The organism is Thiobacillus thioparus DSM 505, from assembly GCF_000373385.1.
In the GTDB taxonomy this organism is placed as follows: domain Bacteria; phylum Pseudomonadota; class Gammaproteobacteria; order Burkholderiales; family Thiobacillaceae; genus Thiobacillus; species Thiobacillus thioparus.
In genome coordinates, this window is record NZ_KB891331.1 from 103462 (window position 1) to 118781 (window position 15320).

15 protein-coding genes are annotated in these 15320 nt (G+C 64.9%); 5 read left to right on the forward strand and 10 right to left on the reverse strand.

From position 1 onward, the window contains the following. Nucleotides 1-7: 7 nt before the first annotated feature. From B058_RS0114060 to B058_RS17035, 5 genes are all read right to left on the reverse strand, one after another. Entirely contained in the window at nucleotides 8-1285 is a 1278-nt protein-coding gene (locus B058_RS0114060) for a TolC family protein (protein WP_018509132.1), read from the reverse strand. Further along, nucleotides 1282-4353, reverse strand: a complete 3072-nt coding sequence (locus B058_RS0114065) for an efflux RND transporter permease subunit (RefSeq protein WP_018509133.1) — start codon at nucleotides 4351-4353, stop codon at nucleotides 1282-1284. The genes B058_RS0114060 and B058_RS0114065 overlap by 4 nt, the downstream gene beginning before the upstream one ends. Nucleotides 4354-4356: 3 nt before the next feature. Next, nucleotides 4357-5430, reverse strand: coding sequence for an efflux RND transporter periplasmic adaptor subunit (locus tag B058_RS0114070; RefSeq protein ID WP_026240950.1), 1074 nt, complete (start codon nucleotides 5428-5430; stop codon nucleotides 4357-4359). Between the two features lie 62 nt (nucleotides 5431-5492). Beyond that, nucleotides 5493-5855 carry a hypothetical protein gene (locus B058_RS0114075; RefSeq protein WP_018509135.1) on the reverse strand — a complete coding sequence of 121 codons (363 nt, stop codon included), beginning with the start codon at nucleotides 5853-5855 and terminating at the stop codon, nucleotides 5493-5495. A gap of 266 nt (nucleotides 5856-6121) precedes the next feature. After that, nucleotides 6122-7381 carry a ferredoxin reductase family protein gene (locus B058_RS17035; protein ID WP_245539316.1) on the reverse strand — a complete coding sequence of 420 codons (1260 nt, stop codon included), beginning with the start codon at nucleotides 7379-7381 and terminating at the stop codon, nucleotides 6122-6124. A 226-nt stretch (nucleotides 7382-7607) separates the two neighbouring features. Between B058_RS17035 and B058_RS0114085 the strand changes: the two genes are divergently transcribed. Genes B058_RS0114085 through B058_RS0114105 form a run of 5 tightly spaced genes read left to right on the forward strand, consistent with a single transcriptional unit; the run spans nucleotide 7608 to nucleotide 11231 of the window. After that, the gene (locus B058_RS0114085) at nucleotides 7608-8231 is read left to right on the forward strand and encodes a cytochrome b/b6 domain-containing protein (RefSeq protein ID WP_018509137.1); all 624 of its coding nucleotides are present in this window, start codon (nucleotides 7608-7610) and stop codon (nucleotides 8229-8231) included. Then, nucleotides 8224-8634: a DUF1924 domain-containing protein gene (locus B058_RS0114090; RefSeq protein ID WP_018509138.1), complete on the forward strand. Its 411-nt coding sequence runs from the start codon at nucleotides 8224-8226 to the stop codon at nucleotides 8632-8634. Before B058_RS0114085 ends, B058_RS0114090 begins: the two co-directional genes overlap by 8 nt. A gap of 10 nt (nucleotides 8635-8644) precedes the next feature. After that, nucleotides 8645-9175 (forward strand): diheme cytochrome c, encoded by a 531-nt coding sequence (locus B058_RS0114095; protein ID WP_018509139.1) that lies wholly within the window; start codon nucleotides 8645-8647, stop codon nucleotides 9173-9175. A gap of 20 nt (nucleotides 9176-9195) precedes the next feature. Beyond that, entirely contained in the window at nucleotides 9196-9864 is a 669-nt protein-coding gene (locus B058_RS0114100) for a response regulator transcription factor (RefSeq protein WP_018509140.1), read from the forward strand. Further along, on the forward strand, nucleotides 9861-11231 hold the full coding sequence (locus B058_RS0114105; protein ID WP_018509141.1) for an ATP-binding protein: 1371 nt from the start codon (nucleotides 9861-9863) through the stop codon (nucleotides 11229-11231). The genes B058_RS0114100 and B058_RS0114105 overlap by 4 nt, the downstream gene beginning before the upstream one ends. A 17-nt stretch (nucleotides 11232-11248) precedes the next feature. Here B058_RS0114105 and B058_RS0114110 read toward each other — a convergent pair whose 3' ends face one another. From B058_RS0114110 to B058_RS17040, 5 genes are all read right to left on the reverse strand, one after another. Next, nucleotides 11249-11632 (reverse strand): hypothetical protein, encoded by a 384-nt coding sequence (locus B058_RS0114110; protein ID WP_026240951.1) that lies wholly within the window; start codon nucleotides 11630-11632, stop codon nucleotides 11249-11251. A gap of 157 nt (nucleotides 11633-11789) precedes the next feature. Beyond that, nucleotides 11790-12101 carry a copper-binding protein gene (locus B058_RS0114115; RefSeq protein ID WP_018509143.1) on the reverse strand — a complete coding sequence of 104 codons (312 nt, stop codon included), beginning with the start codon at nucleotides 12099-12101 and terminating at the stop codon, nucleotides 11790-11792. 33 nt (nucleotides 12102-12134) lie between these two features. Continuing rightward, nucleotides 12135-13523: a copper oxidase gene (locus B058_RS0114120; RefSeq protein WP_018509144.1), complete on the reverse strand. Its 1389-nt coding sequence runs from the start codon at nucleotides 13521-13523 to the stop codon at nucleotides 12135-12137. 11 nt (nucleotides 13524-13534) lie between these two features. Then, on the reverse strand, nucleotides 13535-14947 hold the full coding sequence (locus tag B058_RS0114125; RefSeq protein WP_018509145.1) for a TolC family protein: 1413 nt from the start codon (nucleotides 14945-14947) through the stop codon (nucleotides 13535-13537). Between the two features lie 10 nt (nucleotides 14948-14957). Continuing rightward, nucleotides 14958-15257 (reverse strand): hypothetical protein, encoded by a 300-nt coding sequence (locus tag B058_RS17040; RefSeq protein ID WP_018509146.1) that lies wholly within the window; start codon nucleotides 15255-15257, stop codon nucleotides 14958-14960. Nucleotides 15258-15320 lie beyond the last annotated feature (63 nt).

A 15320-nucleotide genomic window follows, 5' to 3' on the forward strand; every position in this document is an offset into this window, starting at 1 on the left:
CCCCGTTTTACGGATGTGCGTGCTCGCTGTCCTGGTCCGCAGCCACATCGAGCGGCCACAATCTATGGGCGTCCAGCTTCAATCGGGCATCTGCCGCCAACGCAGCGAATTGCGCCTGCTGGGCGTTCAACTGGCCTTCCAGCGCCAGCCGACGGTTGAGCAACACCTGATCCAGACTGCCTTCGCCCAGGCTGTAGGCACGCGCCGCCAGGCGCGCCGCTTCAGCCAGCGACTGGGCGGCATGGTCGGCCTGTTGCCAGTTCGCCACCTGGGCCATCGCCGTCTCGAAATCCGCGCGCGCCTCCTGGCGCAAGCGTTGCTCCAGCCGAATGGCTGCCTCCTCTGCGGTGGTACTGAGCTGCTCGGCGGCCTGCTGGTCGGTACGCCGCGCGCTGCCCGGCAACGTCAGCCCGACGCTTACGCCCAGTTGGTGCTCACTGCCGCCCAATTCGTTTTTGTAGAACACGCCGACAGTGGGGTCGATACTGCGGCGGCTGGCCAGTTGTCGGGCTTCGGCCCGCAACACCTCGGCCTGGCGCCGCGCGCGGAACAGTTCGTGGTTGTGTGCCAGCACGGCGCTGACATAGTCCTCGGCCGGCCCGGCTGGCTCGACCGGCAACGGCAACGTGTCGTCCGCCGTCACCGGCAGGCCCGGGTATTGCGCCATGAGCCGGCTGCGCGCCCGCTGCTCGCGCGTGGCCGCCTGCTGCTGCTGCAGACGCGCCTGCGCCAGCGCCGCTTCCGCGTTGACGCGCTCGGAGCGCGGCGCCTCGCCCAGGCGAATGCGCGCATCCACGGTAGCGAGCTGCTGTTCGGCCAGATTCACCTGCGCCAGCCACAGCCTGGTCTGGCCGGCTTCGTTCAGCCAGTCGAACCAGAGCGCAAGCAGTTGCCGTCCGCTTTCGTGCATCGCTTCACCGTAACTCGCTTCGGCGTGGGCGGTCAGCGCACCGGCAAGCACGCGGTCTGCCGCGGCGCGCCCGGGCAGACGCAGCGGGCGCGACAGCGCCACCCCCCACTCCGCGAAACGATCCTGCGGCGTATCGATCCGGCGTTGCAGGGCGTCCGCACCCAGCACCCACTCTTCGCGCCCGCGGCGCAGGCTCTCGCTTCGCAGCGATTGCGCGGCAAATTCGCCGCGTGCCTGCGCCACCATGGACGAGGCTCGCAGAGCGGCTTCGGCGGCAGCCGGATCAGGCAGATAATCGGCGTGCGCCATCGCGGAAAAAACCGGCGCGGCAAACGCCAGTGCCAGCGCAAGGGTCAATGTATGCACGGCACTCATGCGCGCACTCCTTTCAGAATGAATTGACGGTACAACAGCGGCAGCATCACCAGCGTCAGCAGGGTGGCGCTGACCAGGCCGCCGATGACGACGATGGCGAGCGGGCGCTGGATTTCGGAACCGGGCCCGGTCGCGAACAGCAGCGGCACCAGGCCGAACGCGGCGATGCTGGCGGTCATCAGCACCGGGCGCAGGCGCCGCAACGCGCCGTCACGCACCACGGCGTCGCCCTGCAGTCCCTGTGCACGCAACTGGTTGAAGTGGCTGACCAGCACCACGCCGTTCAGCACCGCGATGCCCAAGAGCGCAATGAAGCCGACCGAAGCGGGCACCGACAGATACTCGCCCGACGCCCACAGCGCGAAGATGCCGCCGATCAGTGCCAGTGGCACGTTCATCATCACCAGCAGCGCCTGGCGCGCATCGCCGAAGGTGACATACAGCAGGAAGCCGATCAGCAGCAGCGCCACCGGCACCACGATCATCAGGCGTTTCGCGGCACGCTGCTGGTTTTCGAACTGGCCGCCCCAGGTCAAGCTGTAGCCAGGCGGCAGCTTGACCTGTGCGGCCACGGCAGCTTTCGCATCCTCGACGAAGCTGACCAGATCGCGCCCGGCGACGTTGCTCTGTACTACGGTGAAACGGGCTGCGTTTTCGCGCTTCACTGCCACCGGACCGTTGGTGCGCTTCAGGTGCGCCACCTGGTCGAGGCTGATCTCGCGGCCGTCAGCCAGGGTCAGGCGCAGCGCCTGCAGGGCATTGGGCGACGCGCGCAAATCGGCGGGCCCGCGCAATTGCAGTGGGATGCGCCGCCCCTGTTGCTGGATCGTGCCGATGACTTCGCCCTCGAGTTGCGTACGCAACAGCATGGCGATATCGTCGGCACTGAGACCGAAACGGGCAGCCGCATTCCGGTCGACTTCCGCCTGCAGATACTGCACGCCCGCGTTCTGCTGGGTATAGACGTCGGACGCGCCGGGGACTTTTCCGACCACGTTGAAGATCTCGCCGGTCAGCCGGTTGAGCGTGGCAAGGTCGGGGCCGAAAATCTTGATCGCGACGTCGCCGCGCGAGCCGGTGAGCATTTCCGAGACCCGCATGTCGATCGGCTGGGTGAAAGTGTAGGCGATGCCGGGAAAGCCTTCGACCACGGTTCGGATTTCCCCGATCAGCCATTCCTTGTCCGGACGACGCCACTCGGTCATCGGCTTCAGCACCAGGAAGGAATCGGTGTCGTTGAGCCCCATCGGGTCGAGCCCGAGCTCGTCGGCGCCGGCGCGCGCAACGATTCGGCGGATCTCCGGCACATTCTTCAGCAGCGCCTGCTGCACCCGCAGATCCTGCGCGACAGCCTCTTCCAGGCTGATCGAGGGCAGTTTTTCCAGTTGTACCAGGATATCGCCCTCGTCCATGGTCGGCATGAAGGTTTTACCGATCAGCGGATAAACGCCGACCGCCGCCAGCATCAGTACACCCGCAGTGACGTAGACGAGCTTCGGTCGCGCCAGCGCGCGATCGAGCAGCGGCGTGTAGAGGCCTTGCGCCTTGCGCAGCAGCCACGGATCGGTGTGCGCGCCCTGCTTCAGCAACATCGAGGCCAGCACCGGGATCACAGTGAGCGCAAGCAGCAGGGACGCCGCCAGGGCGAACACGATGGTCAGCGCGACCGGCGCGAACAGCTTGCCTTCCAGGCCTTGCAGCGTCAGCAGCGGCAGGAACACGATGGCAATGATGGCGATGCCCGAAGTCACCGGGCGGGCGACTTCCTGCGTCGCCCACAGCACGCGCTGCGGCGGCGTTTCGCTGGTGTCTTCCGGATCGTGCGCCAGATGCGCGACGACGTTCTCCACCACCACCACCGCTGCATCGACCAGCAAGCCGATCGCGATGGCCAGTCCGCCCAGGCTCATCAGGTTGGCGGACAACCCGAACTGGCGCATCAGCACAAACGTCGCCAGCACCGACAACGGCAGGATCAAGGCCACCACGATGGCCGCGCGTAGATTGCCAAGGAACAGCAGCAGCAGGATGACCACCAGCACCGCCGCCTCGAGCAGCGCCTTGCTCACCGTACCAACGGCGCGGTCGACCAGTTGCGCGCGGTCGTAGAACGGCGAAATCGTCACACCTTTGGGCAGGGTGGCCTGGATTTCTGCGAGCTTGGCCTTGACGTTCTTGATGAGCTCGCCCGCATTGACGCCTTTCAGGCCGATGACCAGGCCTTCCACGGCCTCGCCCCGGCCGTTTTGCGTCACGGCGCCGTAGCGGGTCATCTCACCCAGTTCCACGCGCGCGACGTCGCTGACGGTGACGACCACGCCGCCCACTGTCTTGATGCCGATGTGCCGCAAATCCTCCAGCGAACCGATGCCGCCGTTGACGCGCACCACCCAGGTTTCCTCGCCTTCGTTGACACGCCCGGCGCCGTCGTTACGGGTGTTGCTTTCCAGCGCCCTGCGCAATTCGTCATAGGTGATGCCACGCGCGGCCAGTGCCGCCGGGTCGGGACTCACCGCGAAGGTGGCGACGCGGCCACCGAGCGAATTGACGTCGGCCACCCCGGGAATCGCCCGCAATTGCGGGCGCACCGTCCAGTCGAGCAGGGTGCGTTTTTCCGACAGCGACAGCGGCCCTTCGAGGGTGAACATGTAGAGTTCCGACAGTGGCGTGGAAATCGGCGCCAAGCCGCCCGATACGTTGGCAGGCAGATCGCCCTTCACGTTGGCGAAGCGCTCCGCCACCTGCTGACGCGCCCAGTAGATGTCCGTGCCTTCGGCAAAATCGACGGTAATGTCGACCAGAGCGTTTTTCGACTGGCTGCGCAGGATGGTCTGTTTCGGAATGCCCAGCAGTTCGGTTTCGACCGGTTGGGCGATGCGCGACTCCACCTCTTCCGGCGTCATGCCCGGCGCCTTCAGGATCAGCTTGACCTGGGTGGTCGAGACATCGGGGAAGGCATCGATGGGAATCTGCTGGAACGCGCGCACGCCCAGCCCAGCCAGCACCAGTGCCAACGCAAGGACGAACCAGCGTCGCGCGAGCGCGGTTTCGATCAGGATGTTCATCATGGATTACTCTCCCAGCCACTGCGCCTTGAGCGCCGCCACACCCTTGGCGGCAACGCGGCTGCCGGTGGCCAGGCCGGTCACTTCGGCCTGGCTGGCATTCTGGCGAATCAGCTGCACCGGTGTCGGCGCGAAGCCCTGCGCGGTTTCGACGAATACATAGGGCAGGCTGGCCTGCCATACCAACGCGGCGGCCGGCACAATCAGGGTCTGGGCCGTCTGTTTGCCCTGCGGGACAGATGTTCCGGCCAGGGCAACCTGAACCGACTGGCCGGGACGCAGCAGCTTGTCGGGATCGACAAGGCTGGCGCGCGCCAGCACGCTTTGCGACGCATTGAGTTGCGGCAGCAGCGCAATGACACGCCCGCTGGCCTTGCTGTCCGCCACCGTCACGGATTGCCCGACCGCCACCTGGCGCGCCTGAATCGTCGACAACGGAATCTCCAGGGCCAGATTCGACAGATCCGCCACCTTCACCAGCGCCATGCCGGCATCCACGCGCTGGCCCGGCTCCGCGACACTCTCCGTCACCACGCCGGCGATCGGTGCGGTCAGCGTGATCGAACTGCCTGTCACCTTGCCCGCGCCCATCATGGACAATGCGGTCTGTGCCGCAACCAGGCTGGCATGCGCCGACTGGGCCTCGGAGCGGGTGGCGCGCAGGCGCGACTCCGCGATCAGGCCCTCGCTGAACAGTTTTTCGTCGCGCGCGGCATTGCTGGTCGCCAGCTGCGATCTCAGCCGCGCCTGTGTCAGGGCATTCTGCGCTTCGGCCAGGCCGGTCATCGACAGGGTGACGAGCGGGGCGCCGCGCTTGACCGTGTCGCCCGCCTGTACATGCAGCTGGGTGACCAGGCCGGCGCCGGCCGCCGCGGCCACACGCACACTGGCAGGCGGCAGGGTCACCCGCGCCGTATAGGCGAGCGCGGGACTGGTGTCTTGCGTGGCCGCAACGACGGTGACGATGCCAAGGTTCTTCTTCTGCGCGGCGGACAAGGGCAGGACGTCGGCTGCGAAAGCCGGGGCGGCGCCGAGCAACGCCAATACGAGAATACGAGTAGAAACATAACCAGCGATCATGCTTGATCTCCATGAGCAAGAAATTCGGGCAGGCGCACAGGCAGGTGCGCCGCGTGGAACGATCAGCGGCGCGGCGGCGCCAGCGCGTGCGGCAGGGCGTGATCGGGGAGTACGGCCTGCAAGGGGGCGACGTCCAGCCAGGCAGGGCCTGGCCTGGCTGCTCTTGCCGCCGACGGCGGAAGCGCCGGTGCCGGGTATGACGCATCGGCATCCGCCACAAACAGCACGGCCTGCCGCAACGATCGTATACCCTGCGCCACCTCGATCTCTGCGCCCTGCTCCCTGTTTTCGGCCAGGTGATAGGCCACGTCGCCAGGCACGCCCGCATGGCCATGCAGCCAACTTGCATGGCTCGCTTGCGCCGATCCCGCATGGGCATGGACGAACGGCGTCATCGCCTGCAAGGCGATGACCAACCAGAGCATCAACAGGCGAAGAAATCGGTTCGGCACGGGGCGAAGTGAATGCGTCGCAAAAGTTAAATTATATGGATGGGCGTCGGCACTGATCCCTCCACCAGGCTCGATGCGCATCCTGCCTGTGAATTCTTAAGACCGCCTTAAGTGGCTGTCCGGCGCGCCTGGCAGGGCGGTCGTTCCATTTCGGACGATGGCTTTCAGCGCATCTGAAACACTTCCTGGTGAAAATCATCCGGCGCCAGGCCATGGACGACGAAATCGTTCCGTATGGCCTAGCCAAATCCCGGCGGACCGCAGAACCAGATGCTCGCCGACTGCCATTGCGGCACGGCTGCGCGAATGCGATCGGCATCGAGTCGTCCATCTTTCCCGCTGACCAGCACATGCAGGCGTACATGGGCCGCCTGGGCATCGGCCGTGAGTTTGTCGATGGCGGCCTGTTCGAAATCCGCCGTCGGATGGAACAGGTCGATCTCCTGTTCGCCGGGCATGCGCGCCAGCTGCTTCATGCGGGCGATGAAGGGGGTGATGCCGATGCCGGCGCCGATCCATATCTGGCGCGAGCGCCCGTCGCGGAAATCGAAGCAGCCATAAGGCCCTTCCACCGTGACGGGCGCACCGATCTTCAAGCGATCATGCAGCTTGCTGGTATGGTCGCCAAGCGCCTTGGTGATGAAGACGATGCGGCGGTCATCGGCGTCCCAGGCCGATGCAATCGTGTACGGATGAGCGCCTTCGCTTTTTCTGGACGTGACAAAGGCAAACTGTCCGGCATTGTGGCCAGGCCAGCCGCTTTCCAGGCGGATAGCCGTTTCGAGTACGCGCAATTCCGGGTAGTAGATGAGCGATTCGATCGTGCCCTGCACTCTGCGGTTGACCCCGACGCGACGCAACAGGACAAGCAGCGCCGCCACGGTGCCGCCCAGCATCAACAGGGCCATGGCCCACCCGACTGGCTGCGACCAGTAGGCAAACTTGAGCAGCACGACGGAGTGATAAACCAGTATCAGATAAACCACCGCCAGCCATTTGTGCGTCTTGGTGAACAGGTGGTAGGGAAAACGCCTGACCAGCGCCAGGACGATCAGCACCACCGCGGCATAAAACGCCCACTCGCCCAGCGATTCAGCCAGCCCGCGCTGGCCGCGCAGCCAGCTCTCGGCCGGCCCCAGCATCTGGCCGGCAGCCGACTTGCGTGCAGGCCTGCTGAGCCATCCCCAGCCCACCATCCACTTGGTTCCTTGCGCCCACCACCAGTGAATGCAGGAAAACACCAGCCCGGTGATCCCCAGCCATTTATGCAAGCGATACATCTTGTCGAGCCCGTCCAGAGGGGGCTCCAGCCATTTTGGCCGCGTGGCCAGCAGCATGGCGACACTCATGGCGCCCATGCCGATGACGCCGGTGTATTGCATCAGTACGGTGCGAAGCGCGAAATAGGTGAAAGGATCGGGCACCCACGTGTCGGCCAGCAACCACAGAGCCGTCAGTGCCAGCAGTAGCGCCCAAAAAACCAGCTTGATGTTCTTCATGCCCAAATCTCGATCCGGTTGATTGCAAATGGCTCCGCGCGATGACTCAAAGTACGCATGTGGACATGCATGTGTTTTTCGACCCACTGTCAGAATAGCTTTTACGCGCGTATTTGGAGAAGGTGAACCCATGCGGCGCCCAGGATTGCCGAATAAACGTTTCTCTTAAGGTGCCCCTAAGCTGGGGCGCATACAGTCTGCTGCATTCCCCTCTCAGGAGACTGCCATGTCACATGCCGCCACCCATCCGCACCGCGTGTTCGACCCCTTGCTGCGCCTGCTGCACTGGGTCATTGCGCTGTCCATCGTATCGCTCATCGTCACCAGCCAACTGGCCGACTGGTTCGAACACGGGCCGTATGAAAAGACACTCTGGAATCTGCACATTCTCATCGGCTACACCCTGACGGCAGGCCTGTTGACACGCCTGCTGTGGAGTTTGGCTGGTCCGGCCAGCGCGCGTTGGCGCGACCTGTGGCATCCCGCCGTGTGGAAGGACAGCGTCAGGAATTTGCGCCTGCCCAAGACCCACCGCGCCGGACACGATCCGCTCGCCAGCCTGGGCTATCTGTTCGCCTATGGCGTGATGACGCTGATGGTCGTCACCGGGCTGGGGCTGGCCGCCAGCGAATTCCAGACGGGCCCGCTCGCCGGCTGGCTGGGCGATGTGGCGTGGCTGGAGGATGTGCTGGGTGAACCGCACGAATTCGGATTCGGCCTGATGCTCGGTTTCATCGGCCTGCATCTGGCTGCGCTGGTGTTTCACCAATGGCGCGGCGAACGGGTGGCGCAAAGCATGGTGACCGGCAAGCAATACCTCGGCACGGGAAACGAGGTGCAGCATGATTAAGCCCCTTCTCTACGGTGGCCTGGCGGTACTCGGCATGGCCTCCGCCATGGCGAAGGCCGACAGCCCTGCCAGTCTGATGGCGCAGTATGCGCAGCAGGCGGGCGTGCCGGTGTCCGGCTTGTCCGCCTCGCGCGGCGCGACCTTGTATCGCACCGAGCACCCGGGCCGCGATGGTCAGGCCGTGAGCTGTGCCGGCTGCCACACCGCCAACCCGGCCCAGGCCGGACGCAGCCGCGTCGGCAAGCGCATCGAGCCGCTGGCGCCGGCGGCCAATCCGCAGCGCTTCACCGATGCGGCCAAGGTCGAGAAATGGTTCCGACGCAACTGCCAGGATGTCCTGCAACGCGAATGCAGCGCGCAAGAAAAGGGCGATTTCATCGCCTGGTTGAGCCAGGCCCGATAAGGAGCACACCATGAATTATCTATTACGCGGAATCGGGGTCGTCGCGGCGGTCGGCGTATTCAGCCTGTTGGCGTTTTCGTTGCCTTCGGGCGATGCGCATGGCGATGGCGGCGGCAATGTCCTGCCACGGACGGCCAACAAGGCCTGGCAACAGGAATGCGCAAGCTGCCATATCGCCTATTCGCCGGCTTTCCTGCCGAAGGCGTCGTGGCGACGCCTGATGAGCGGGCTCGACCAGCACTTCGGTGAAAACGCCAGCCTTGATCCGGCAACCCAGGCTGATATCCTGCGATTCCTGGAGGCCAACGCCGCCGACAGCGGCACCAGCCGGATGGGCAGTCGGGTGATGCAAAGCATGGGAGTCAGTGCGGCACCCTTGCGCATCACCGACACCCGCTGGTTCGTGCGCAAGCACGACGAGGTTTCGCAGGCGACGTGGTCGCGCAAATCGATCGGCTCCGCCGCCAATTGTGCTGCCTGCCACCGCCAGGCGGAACAGGGCGTGTTCGACGAGGACACGGTCAGGATTCCGAAACAATGACCCAAGGATGAACCGGAACGATGCGCATATTGTTGGTGGAAGATGACCGCCTTCTGGGCGACGGCCTGCAGGTGGGACTGACCCAGGCGGGCTATGCCGTCGACTGGCTGCGCGATGGCGAGGCGGCGGTAATGGCCCTGTCCACCGAATCGTTTGCGGCTGTGGTGCTCGACCTGGGGCTGCCGAAACGCGACGGCCTGTCGGTGCTGCAATGGCTGCGTGGGCGCCATGACGCGACGCCGGTGCTGATCCTGACCGCGCGCGACCAGCTGGAGGACAAAGTGCGCGGGCTTGACCTCGGCGCCGATGACTATGTGCTGAAGCCCTTCGACCTCGACGAGATTACCGCCCGCCTGCGCGCGCTGGTACGGCGCGCCCATGGCCGCCCTGAGCCCGTGCTCGCCGTCGGCGAGATCGAACTCAATCCGGCGGCACGCAGCGTGACGCGCGCCGGCCAGGCCGTCGAACTGACCCCGCGCGAATTCGACCTGCTGCACCTGCTGCTGGAAAACACCGACCGGGTGCTGACACGCCGCGCGTTGGAAGAACAGCTCTACACCTGGAACGAGGCCGTCGACAGTAACGCGCTCGAAGTCCACATCCACCACCTGCGGAAGAAGCTCGGCAACGACCTGATCCGTACCGTGCGCGGCGTCGGCTACATGGTGCCGGCGGGCGCGACGCCATGAACCAGCCCTATTCCCTGCGGCGGCGGCTGGTGTGGCTGCTGACCGGCTCGGTGGCGGCGATCTGGCTGCTGTCCGCGCTGGTGGTGTATCAGCGCGCGCACCATGAAGCGGACGAATTGCTCGACGGCCAGCTGACACAGGTCGCCGACACCTTGCTGGCGATCGTGGCGGCCGGCGAAGTCGAGCATTTTGCGAAGGAACTCCAGGATCACAGCCATCACAATCCGGTGCCCATCGCATTCGAGGTGTGGCACGACACTGACGGACGGATGCTGCGTCTGGCCACGTCCATGGGTCACGCCGGGTTTGAATCCGGGATCGGGCCGGGATTCAGCGAGCGCCAGTACGAAGGCGCACGCTGGCGATTCTATGCGGTACAGGATCCCGACGCGGAATATCGGGTCGTCGTCGGCCAGGCCCACGCGGCACGCGAAGGTCTGGCGCGCGAGATTGGCCTGTCTCTGCTGATTCCCGCCGCGCTGGCGCTGCCGCTGATGGCGCTGGCGGTCTGGTGGGGCATCGGCCGCAACCTGCGGCCGGTGGATACGGTGGCGCACCAAGTCGGCGCGCTCGATGTGCAGGCCCTGACGCCACTCGACGAATCGCCCGCCCTGCCCGAAGAAATTGCGCCGCTGCGCGCCGCACTCAACGCACTGATCCGGCGCGTCAACGAAGCCTTCGAAAACGAGCGCCGCTTCACCGCGGATGCCGCGCACGAATTGCGCACCCCGCTGGCGGCATTGAAAGTGCAGACGCAGGTCGCGCTGCGCGCGCAAACGGCTGACAGCCAGCAGCATGCGCTGGCGCAGGTGATCGTCGGCGTAGACCGGATGACGCACCTGGTCGAGCAATTGCTGACCCTCGCGCGCGTCGATCCGGCTACGCAGGGCAGCCCGCCCGCGCCCCTGGATCCCGCAGAAATCGTGGCGACAGTGTGCGAAGAACTTTTGCCCCAAGCGCAACGCCAGGGGCAAACCCTGACGGTCGATGCGGCAGCGGGATGCCGTATCGCCATCACGGCGGCATGGCTGCAGGTCGCGGTCCGCAACCTGCTCGACAACGCCGTTCACTATGCGGGGGAAGGCGCGCGGATCGACGTACGCATCGCGCATCGCGGAACGAGCTGTGCCATCACCGTTGCCGACGATGGCCCAGGCGTGGCCCCTGCGCTGCGGTCGCAACTCAGTGCCCGCTTCGTGCGCGGAGAGGTCGAAAACGAGGGATGCGGCCTCGGTCTTTCCATCGTCGCGCGCATTGCAGCACTCTCACATGCCCAGCTTGAACTGGGGGATGGACTGCAGCGTGCGGATGGCGGCCACGGGTTTGCGGCCACGCTGCGCTTCAACGCAACGACCGTTCCCGCCTAACCGCACGAGGCAACCCGCTAGCGGCGGGAACCGGACCCCATGCCAGAACCCGGTCCCATTCCTGGTCCCATCCCCGGCCCCATACCGGATCCGGGCCCCATGCCCGCAGGCGGCATGTCGGGCAGGGTCTTGCCCTGGGCCTGGGCACGCTCCTGCATCTGCTTGTGATGTTCCAGGCGGAAAGCTTCGCGTTCCTGCTGGGTTTTCAGCGTACGCATGTGATTGCGGTATTCGATCCGCTCCTGCTGTGTCATCAGTTCGGAACCGTAAATACGATCCTGATCCCGTACCTGGGTGCGGTCCTGATCGCGCGCCTGATCGGCGGCGTATACCGGCATGATGCCCGCCATCCCCAAGGAAAGGGCAAGGGCGGCTATTGATATGCGTGATATGCGTTTCATCTCTGTCTCCTTAGCGAAATAAATGTCCTCACACGCGATATTGCGCCTGCTCGACATTGTTCATTTCCAATCTAGTACAAACGACCTGCTTATCCTAATGTTGGATGCTTCATGCCTGAATGACCCTCCGCGGTTCGCCAGATCCAGGTCTTGTCCGCTATTGCGCAGGCTGGATCGCGGTGACGGTCAGGGTATCGTCGATGCTCTCGGCATGAAATTTCACTACATCGCCCACTTTGAGGCCCTTCATCAGTTCCGGAGGCTGCACCCGGAACACCATGGTCATGGCGGGCATATCGAGGTTGACGATCGGCCCATGTCGCAGGGTGAGCTTGCCGTTGGCGGCATCCACCCGACGCACGACGCCGTCGGTCATCACATTGGCCTGCGCAGCCGGCGGAGCCGCAGGTTCGGCGCGTAGCGGGGAAACGATCGCCAGCGCGGCAAGCAATGGAATCCATGTCTTCATTTCAGCTCCTTCATGTATCGCTATCGATAGCGTTCAATGACCGGCGTGGCCGGTGGGTTTGCGCACAGTCACTTCGACGTCGCCCGGCATGCCCTGGGGCGAGGCGGCTTGCGGCGCGCGCACGGCCGGCTCGGCCGACGCATCGAGGACTTCGCGCGCCTGCGTGCCAGGTGGCTGCTTGTACCAGCCAGAGTCGGAATAGTCGCCGCGTTTCTGTCCGCGCCGCACCTTCATGACACTGAACATGCCGCCCATCTCGACCGAGCCGAAGGGGCCTCGGCCGGTCATCATCGGCAGCGTGTTGTCGGGCAGCGGCATCTCCATGTTGGCCATGTCGGCCATGCCGCGCTCGCCCATTGCCATGTAGTCGGGAATGAGCTTGTTGATCTTGCTCGCCAGGCCGCTGTAATCGACGCCGATCATGGTTGGCACCGCATGGCCCATTGCATTCATGGTGTGATGGCTTTTGTGGCAGTGGAAGGCCCAGTCGCCTTCCTCGTCGGCGACGAATTCGATCTGGCGCATCTGACCGACCGCGATGTCAACGGTCACCTCCGGCCAGCGTGCCGATTTCGGCACCGGACCGCCATCGGTGCCAGTCACCTCGAAATCCACGCCGTGCAGATGCATCGGGTGGTTGGTCATGGTGAGGTTGCCCATGCGGATGCGCACCCGATCGTTCAGTCGCACATTGAGCGTGTCGATGCCCGGAAAGGCACGGCTGTTCCAGGTCCACAGGTTGAAGTCGAGCATGGTATTCACCGAGGGCGTGGCGCTACCGGGGTCGATATCGTAGGCGTTGATGAGGAAGCAGAAATCGCGGTCGACCGGTTCGATCAAGGGGTGTTTGCCTTTGGGATGCGTCACCCAGAAACCCATCATGCCCATCGCCATCTGCGTCATCTCGTCGGCGTGCGGGTGGTACATGAAGGTACCGGGGCGGCGCGCGACGAATTCGTAGACGAAGGTCTTGCCCGGCTGGATATGGGGCTGGGTCAGCCCGCCAATGCCGTCCATGCCATTGGGCAGGCGCTGGCCGTGCCAGTGGATGGTGGTGTGTTCGGGCAGGCGGTTGGTGACGAAAATACGCACGCGATCGCCTTCCACCACTTCTATCGTGGGGCCGGGGCTCTGGCCGTTGTAACCCCACAGATGCGCCTTCATGCCGGGCGCGATCTCGCGCACCACCGGCTCGGCGACGAGGTGGAACTCCTTCACGCCATCTTTCATGCGCCAGGGCAGCGTCCAGCCGTTCAGCGTCACCACCGGATTGTAGGGACGGCCGTTGGGCGGCAGCAGCGGTGGCTGGGTATCGGGCTTGTCCATGCTGATCACTTCAGGAAGGACCGCCAGGGCAGCCGGGCTCACCGTAGCGACGGCTGCTGCTCCGCCGAGTTTGAAAAAATCACGTCTTGAGGTCATGGAAAATCCTTTCAGTGTCCACCCGTCGCATCGGCAGACGCGGGCGGGAGAGAGGTGACCGGGGTTTTACCCGGCGTGCCGGCCAGCGCCATCTGCATGTCGGCGTCGGCGAGCCAGAAATCGCGCTGCGCCTCGATGGCAGCGTTGACCGACGCGATCTGCGAACGCGCATCGGCCAGCAGTTCGAACACGCCGATCAGCATGCCGTTGTAGCGATACTGGTTTTCCTCGGAGATGCGCTGTTTCAGCGGGACTATCTCATCGCGCAGGTGTCGTGCGATGGCGTACTGGCTCTGCTGCATGGCATAGGCCTCGCGCACCTCAGAACGCGCGTTGACCGCGGTCTCGCGTGCGCGCTCGAGCGCCTGGCGGTAGCGGGATTCGGCCTGCACCACCCGGGTCTGCCCCCAGTCGAACAGCGGCAGTTCGAAGCTGATTTCGTAGCCGCGCTGCAAAGGCACTTCGTTCGAACTGTTGCTGATGGCGCCCAGTTCCAGCACGTTGACGAAGCGCGTGCGACGCGTGAGGCCCAGGTTCTTGGCCAGCGCCTCGGTTTGCAGCCGGGTTGCCTGCAGATCCAGGCGTGAATCCATGGCCTGCTGTTCGACATCCGGCAGCGCGGGCAGGGTTGCAGGCAGATCCGGCAAGCGTTCGGGCAATTGCAGCGCATCGCCAGTGGACAGGCCCAGCAGCCGGACCAGGCGTTCGCGCGCCTGCAGCTTCGTCTGTTCGGCACGCGCCACCGCCAGTGCGGCGTCCGCATAGAACGACTGCTCGCGCGCCTGTTTCAGCTTGCTCCAGTTGCCAACCTGCGCCATGCGGCGCGCCAGTTCCGCACCGGCTTCGGCAGCATCCATCGTCTGCTGCTGGTAATGCGCGGATTGCTTCGCCGCCACCGCGACAACCCAGGCCTTGCGGGTGTCCGCCGCCAGCCGCAGGACGTTCAGAACCAGTTCGCGCCGGGTCTGCTCGAACAGCCGCTGCTCGATGTCGATGCGCATCGGCATGGTCAGCAGCCGCATCAGGTTGAGATGCAGGCTGCGCTCCCATTCCACCTCGCTGCCCCGTGTGAGACGTCCGATGGAAACACCCGGATTTGGCAGGCGCTGCGCCGCAATCCAGTCGGCCTCTGCAAGGCCGAGCGCGTTGAACGCTGCCTGCAGCCGGGGATTGTTGAGAAGCGCGATCTGCACTGCGTCGTCCGCTGAAAGCGGCTTCGCCAGCAGCGCATCGATGCGTGCCTGGGTCTGCGTGCGGCTGGCTTCGTCGCGCGCCCAGACGACATCCTTCTGGATGCGCGACTGGGTGGCAGACTGGACCGCGCCGAAGCCGCCGTCAGCCGAAAAGCTCGCGCAACCGCCCAGCAGGACGACAGACAGCACGGCGAGAACCAGCGTACGCGGCGTAAGAAAAGTCGGAGGCATGGTCTTCCCCTCAGTGTGCATGGTGTGCCTGCCCAGTCTGATCCGGAGCCTCGCCGGTTTGCTGCGACTCGCGCAGATAGGTACGCCAGCCGCCGATTTCGCCCACCCGGTCATTGGCTTTGCGCCAGTCCTGCAATGCGTCCTCGCGCCAGGCCTGATAGTGCGCGAAAGGATTGGATACCGCCGGCGGAGAGGCCGGAGCTTCGGCAGCCTGTGCGGCGGGCAACGCTGCCAACCACGCAGCCCCCGTAAGGCCAAGCAGCGATGCGTGCGCCACCGGCGCCGCATGGCATAAGAAAAATTTCAACATGATCGTCCTCGCAAGTTCACGGCAGGATCGCCGCGCGCAAAACGGAACCGCGCGTCGTCGCGC

What these genes read in the sequence shown, in the direction of transcription:
- B058_RS17035 (WP_245539316.1), bottom strand. Translation starts at nt 7,381, where the DNA reads ATGAAGAACATCAAGCTGGTTTTTTGGGCGCTACTGCTGGCACTGACG.
- B058_RS0114105 (WP_018509141.1), top strand. Translation starts at nt 9,861, where the DNA reads ATGAACCAGCCCTATTCCCTGCGGCGGCGGCTGGTGTGGCTGCTGACC.
- B058_RS0114070 (WP_026240950.1), bottom strand. Translation starts at nt 5,430, where the DNA reads ATGATCGCTGGTTATGTTTCTACTCGTATTCTCGTATTGGCGTTGCTC.
- B058_RS0114090 (WP_018509138.1), top strand. Translation starts at nt 8,224, where the DNA reads ATGATTAAGCCCCTTCTCTACGGTGGCCTGGCGGTACTCGGCATGGCC.
- B058_RS0114110 (WP_026240951.1), bottom strand. Translation starts at nt 11,632, where the DNA reads ATGAAACGCATATCACGCATATCAATAGCCGCCCTTGCCCTTTCCTTG.
- B058_RS0114065 (WP_018509133.1), bottom strand. Translation starts at nt 4,353, where the DNA reads ATGATGAACATCCTGATCGAAACCGCGCTCGCGCGACGCTGGTTCGTC.
- B058_RS0114120 (WP_018509144.1), bottom strand. Translation starts at nt 13,523, where the DNA reads ATGACCTCAAGACGTGATTTTTTCAAACTCGGCGGAGCAGCAGCCGTC.
- B058_RS17040 (WP_018509146.1), bottom strand. Translation starts at nt 15,257, where the DNA reads ATGTTGAAATTTTTCTTATGCCATGCGGCGCCGGTGGCGCACGCATCG.
- B058_RS0114095 (WP_018509139.1), top strand. Translation starts at nt 8,645, where the DNA reads ATGAATTATCTATTACGCGGAATCGGGGTCGTCGCGGCGGTCGGCGTA.
- B058_RS0114060 (WP_018509132.1), bottom strand. Translation starts at nt 1,285, where the DNA reads ATGAGTGCCGTGCATACATTGACCCTTGCGCTGGCACTGGCGTTTGCC.
- B058_RS0114100 (WP_018509140.1), top strand. Translation starts at nt 9,196, where the DNA reads ATGCGCATATTGTTGGTGGAAGATGACCGCCTTCTGGGCGACGGCCTG.
- B058_RS0114125 (WP_018509145.1), bottom strand. Translation starts at nt 14,947, where the DNA reads ATGCCTCCGACTTTTCTTACGCCGCGTACGCTGGTTCTCGCCGTGCTG.
- B058_RS0114075 (WP_018509135.1), bottom strand. Translation starts at nt 5,855, where the DNA reads ATGCTCTGGTTGGTCATCGCCTTGCAGGCGATGACGCCGTTCGTCCAT.
- B058_RS0114115 (WP_018509143.1), bottom strand. Translation starts at nt 12,101, where the DNA reads ATGAAGACATGGATTCCATTGCTTGCCGCGCTGGCGATCGTTTCCCCG.
- B058_RS0114085 (WP_018509137.1), top strand. Translation starts at nt 7,608, where the DNA reads ATGTCACATGCCGCCACCCATCCGCACCGCGTGTTCGACCCCTTGCTG.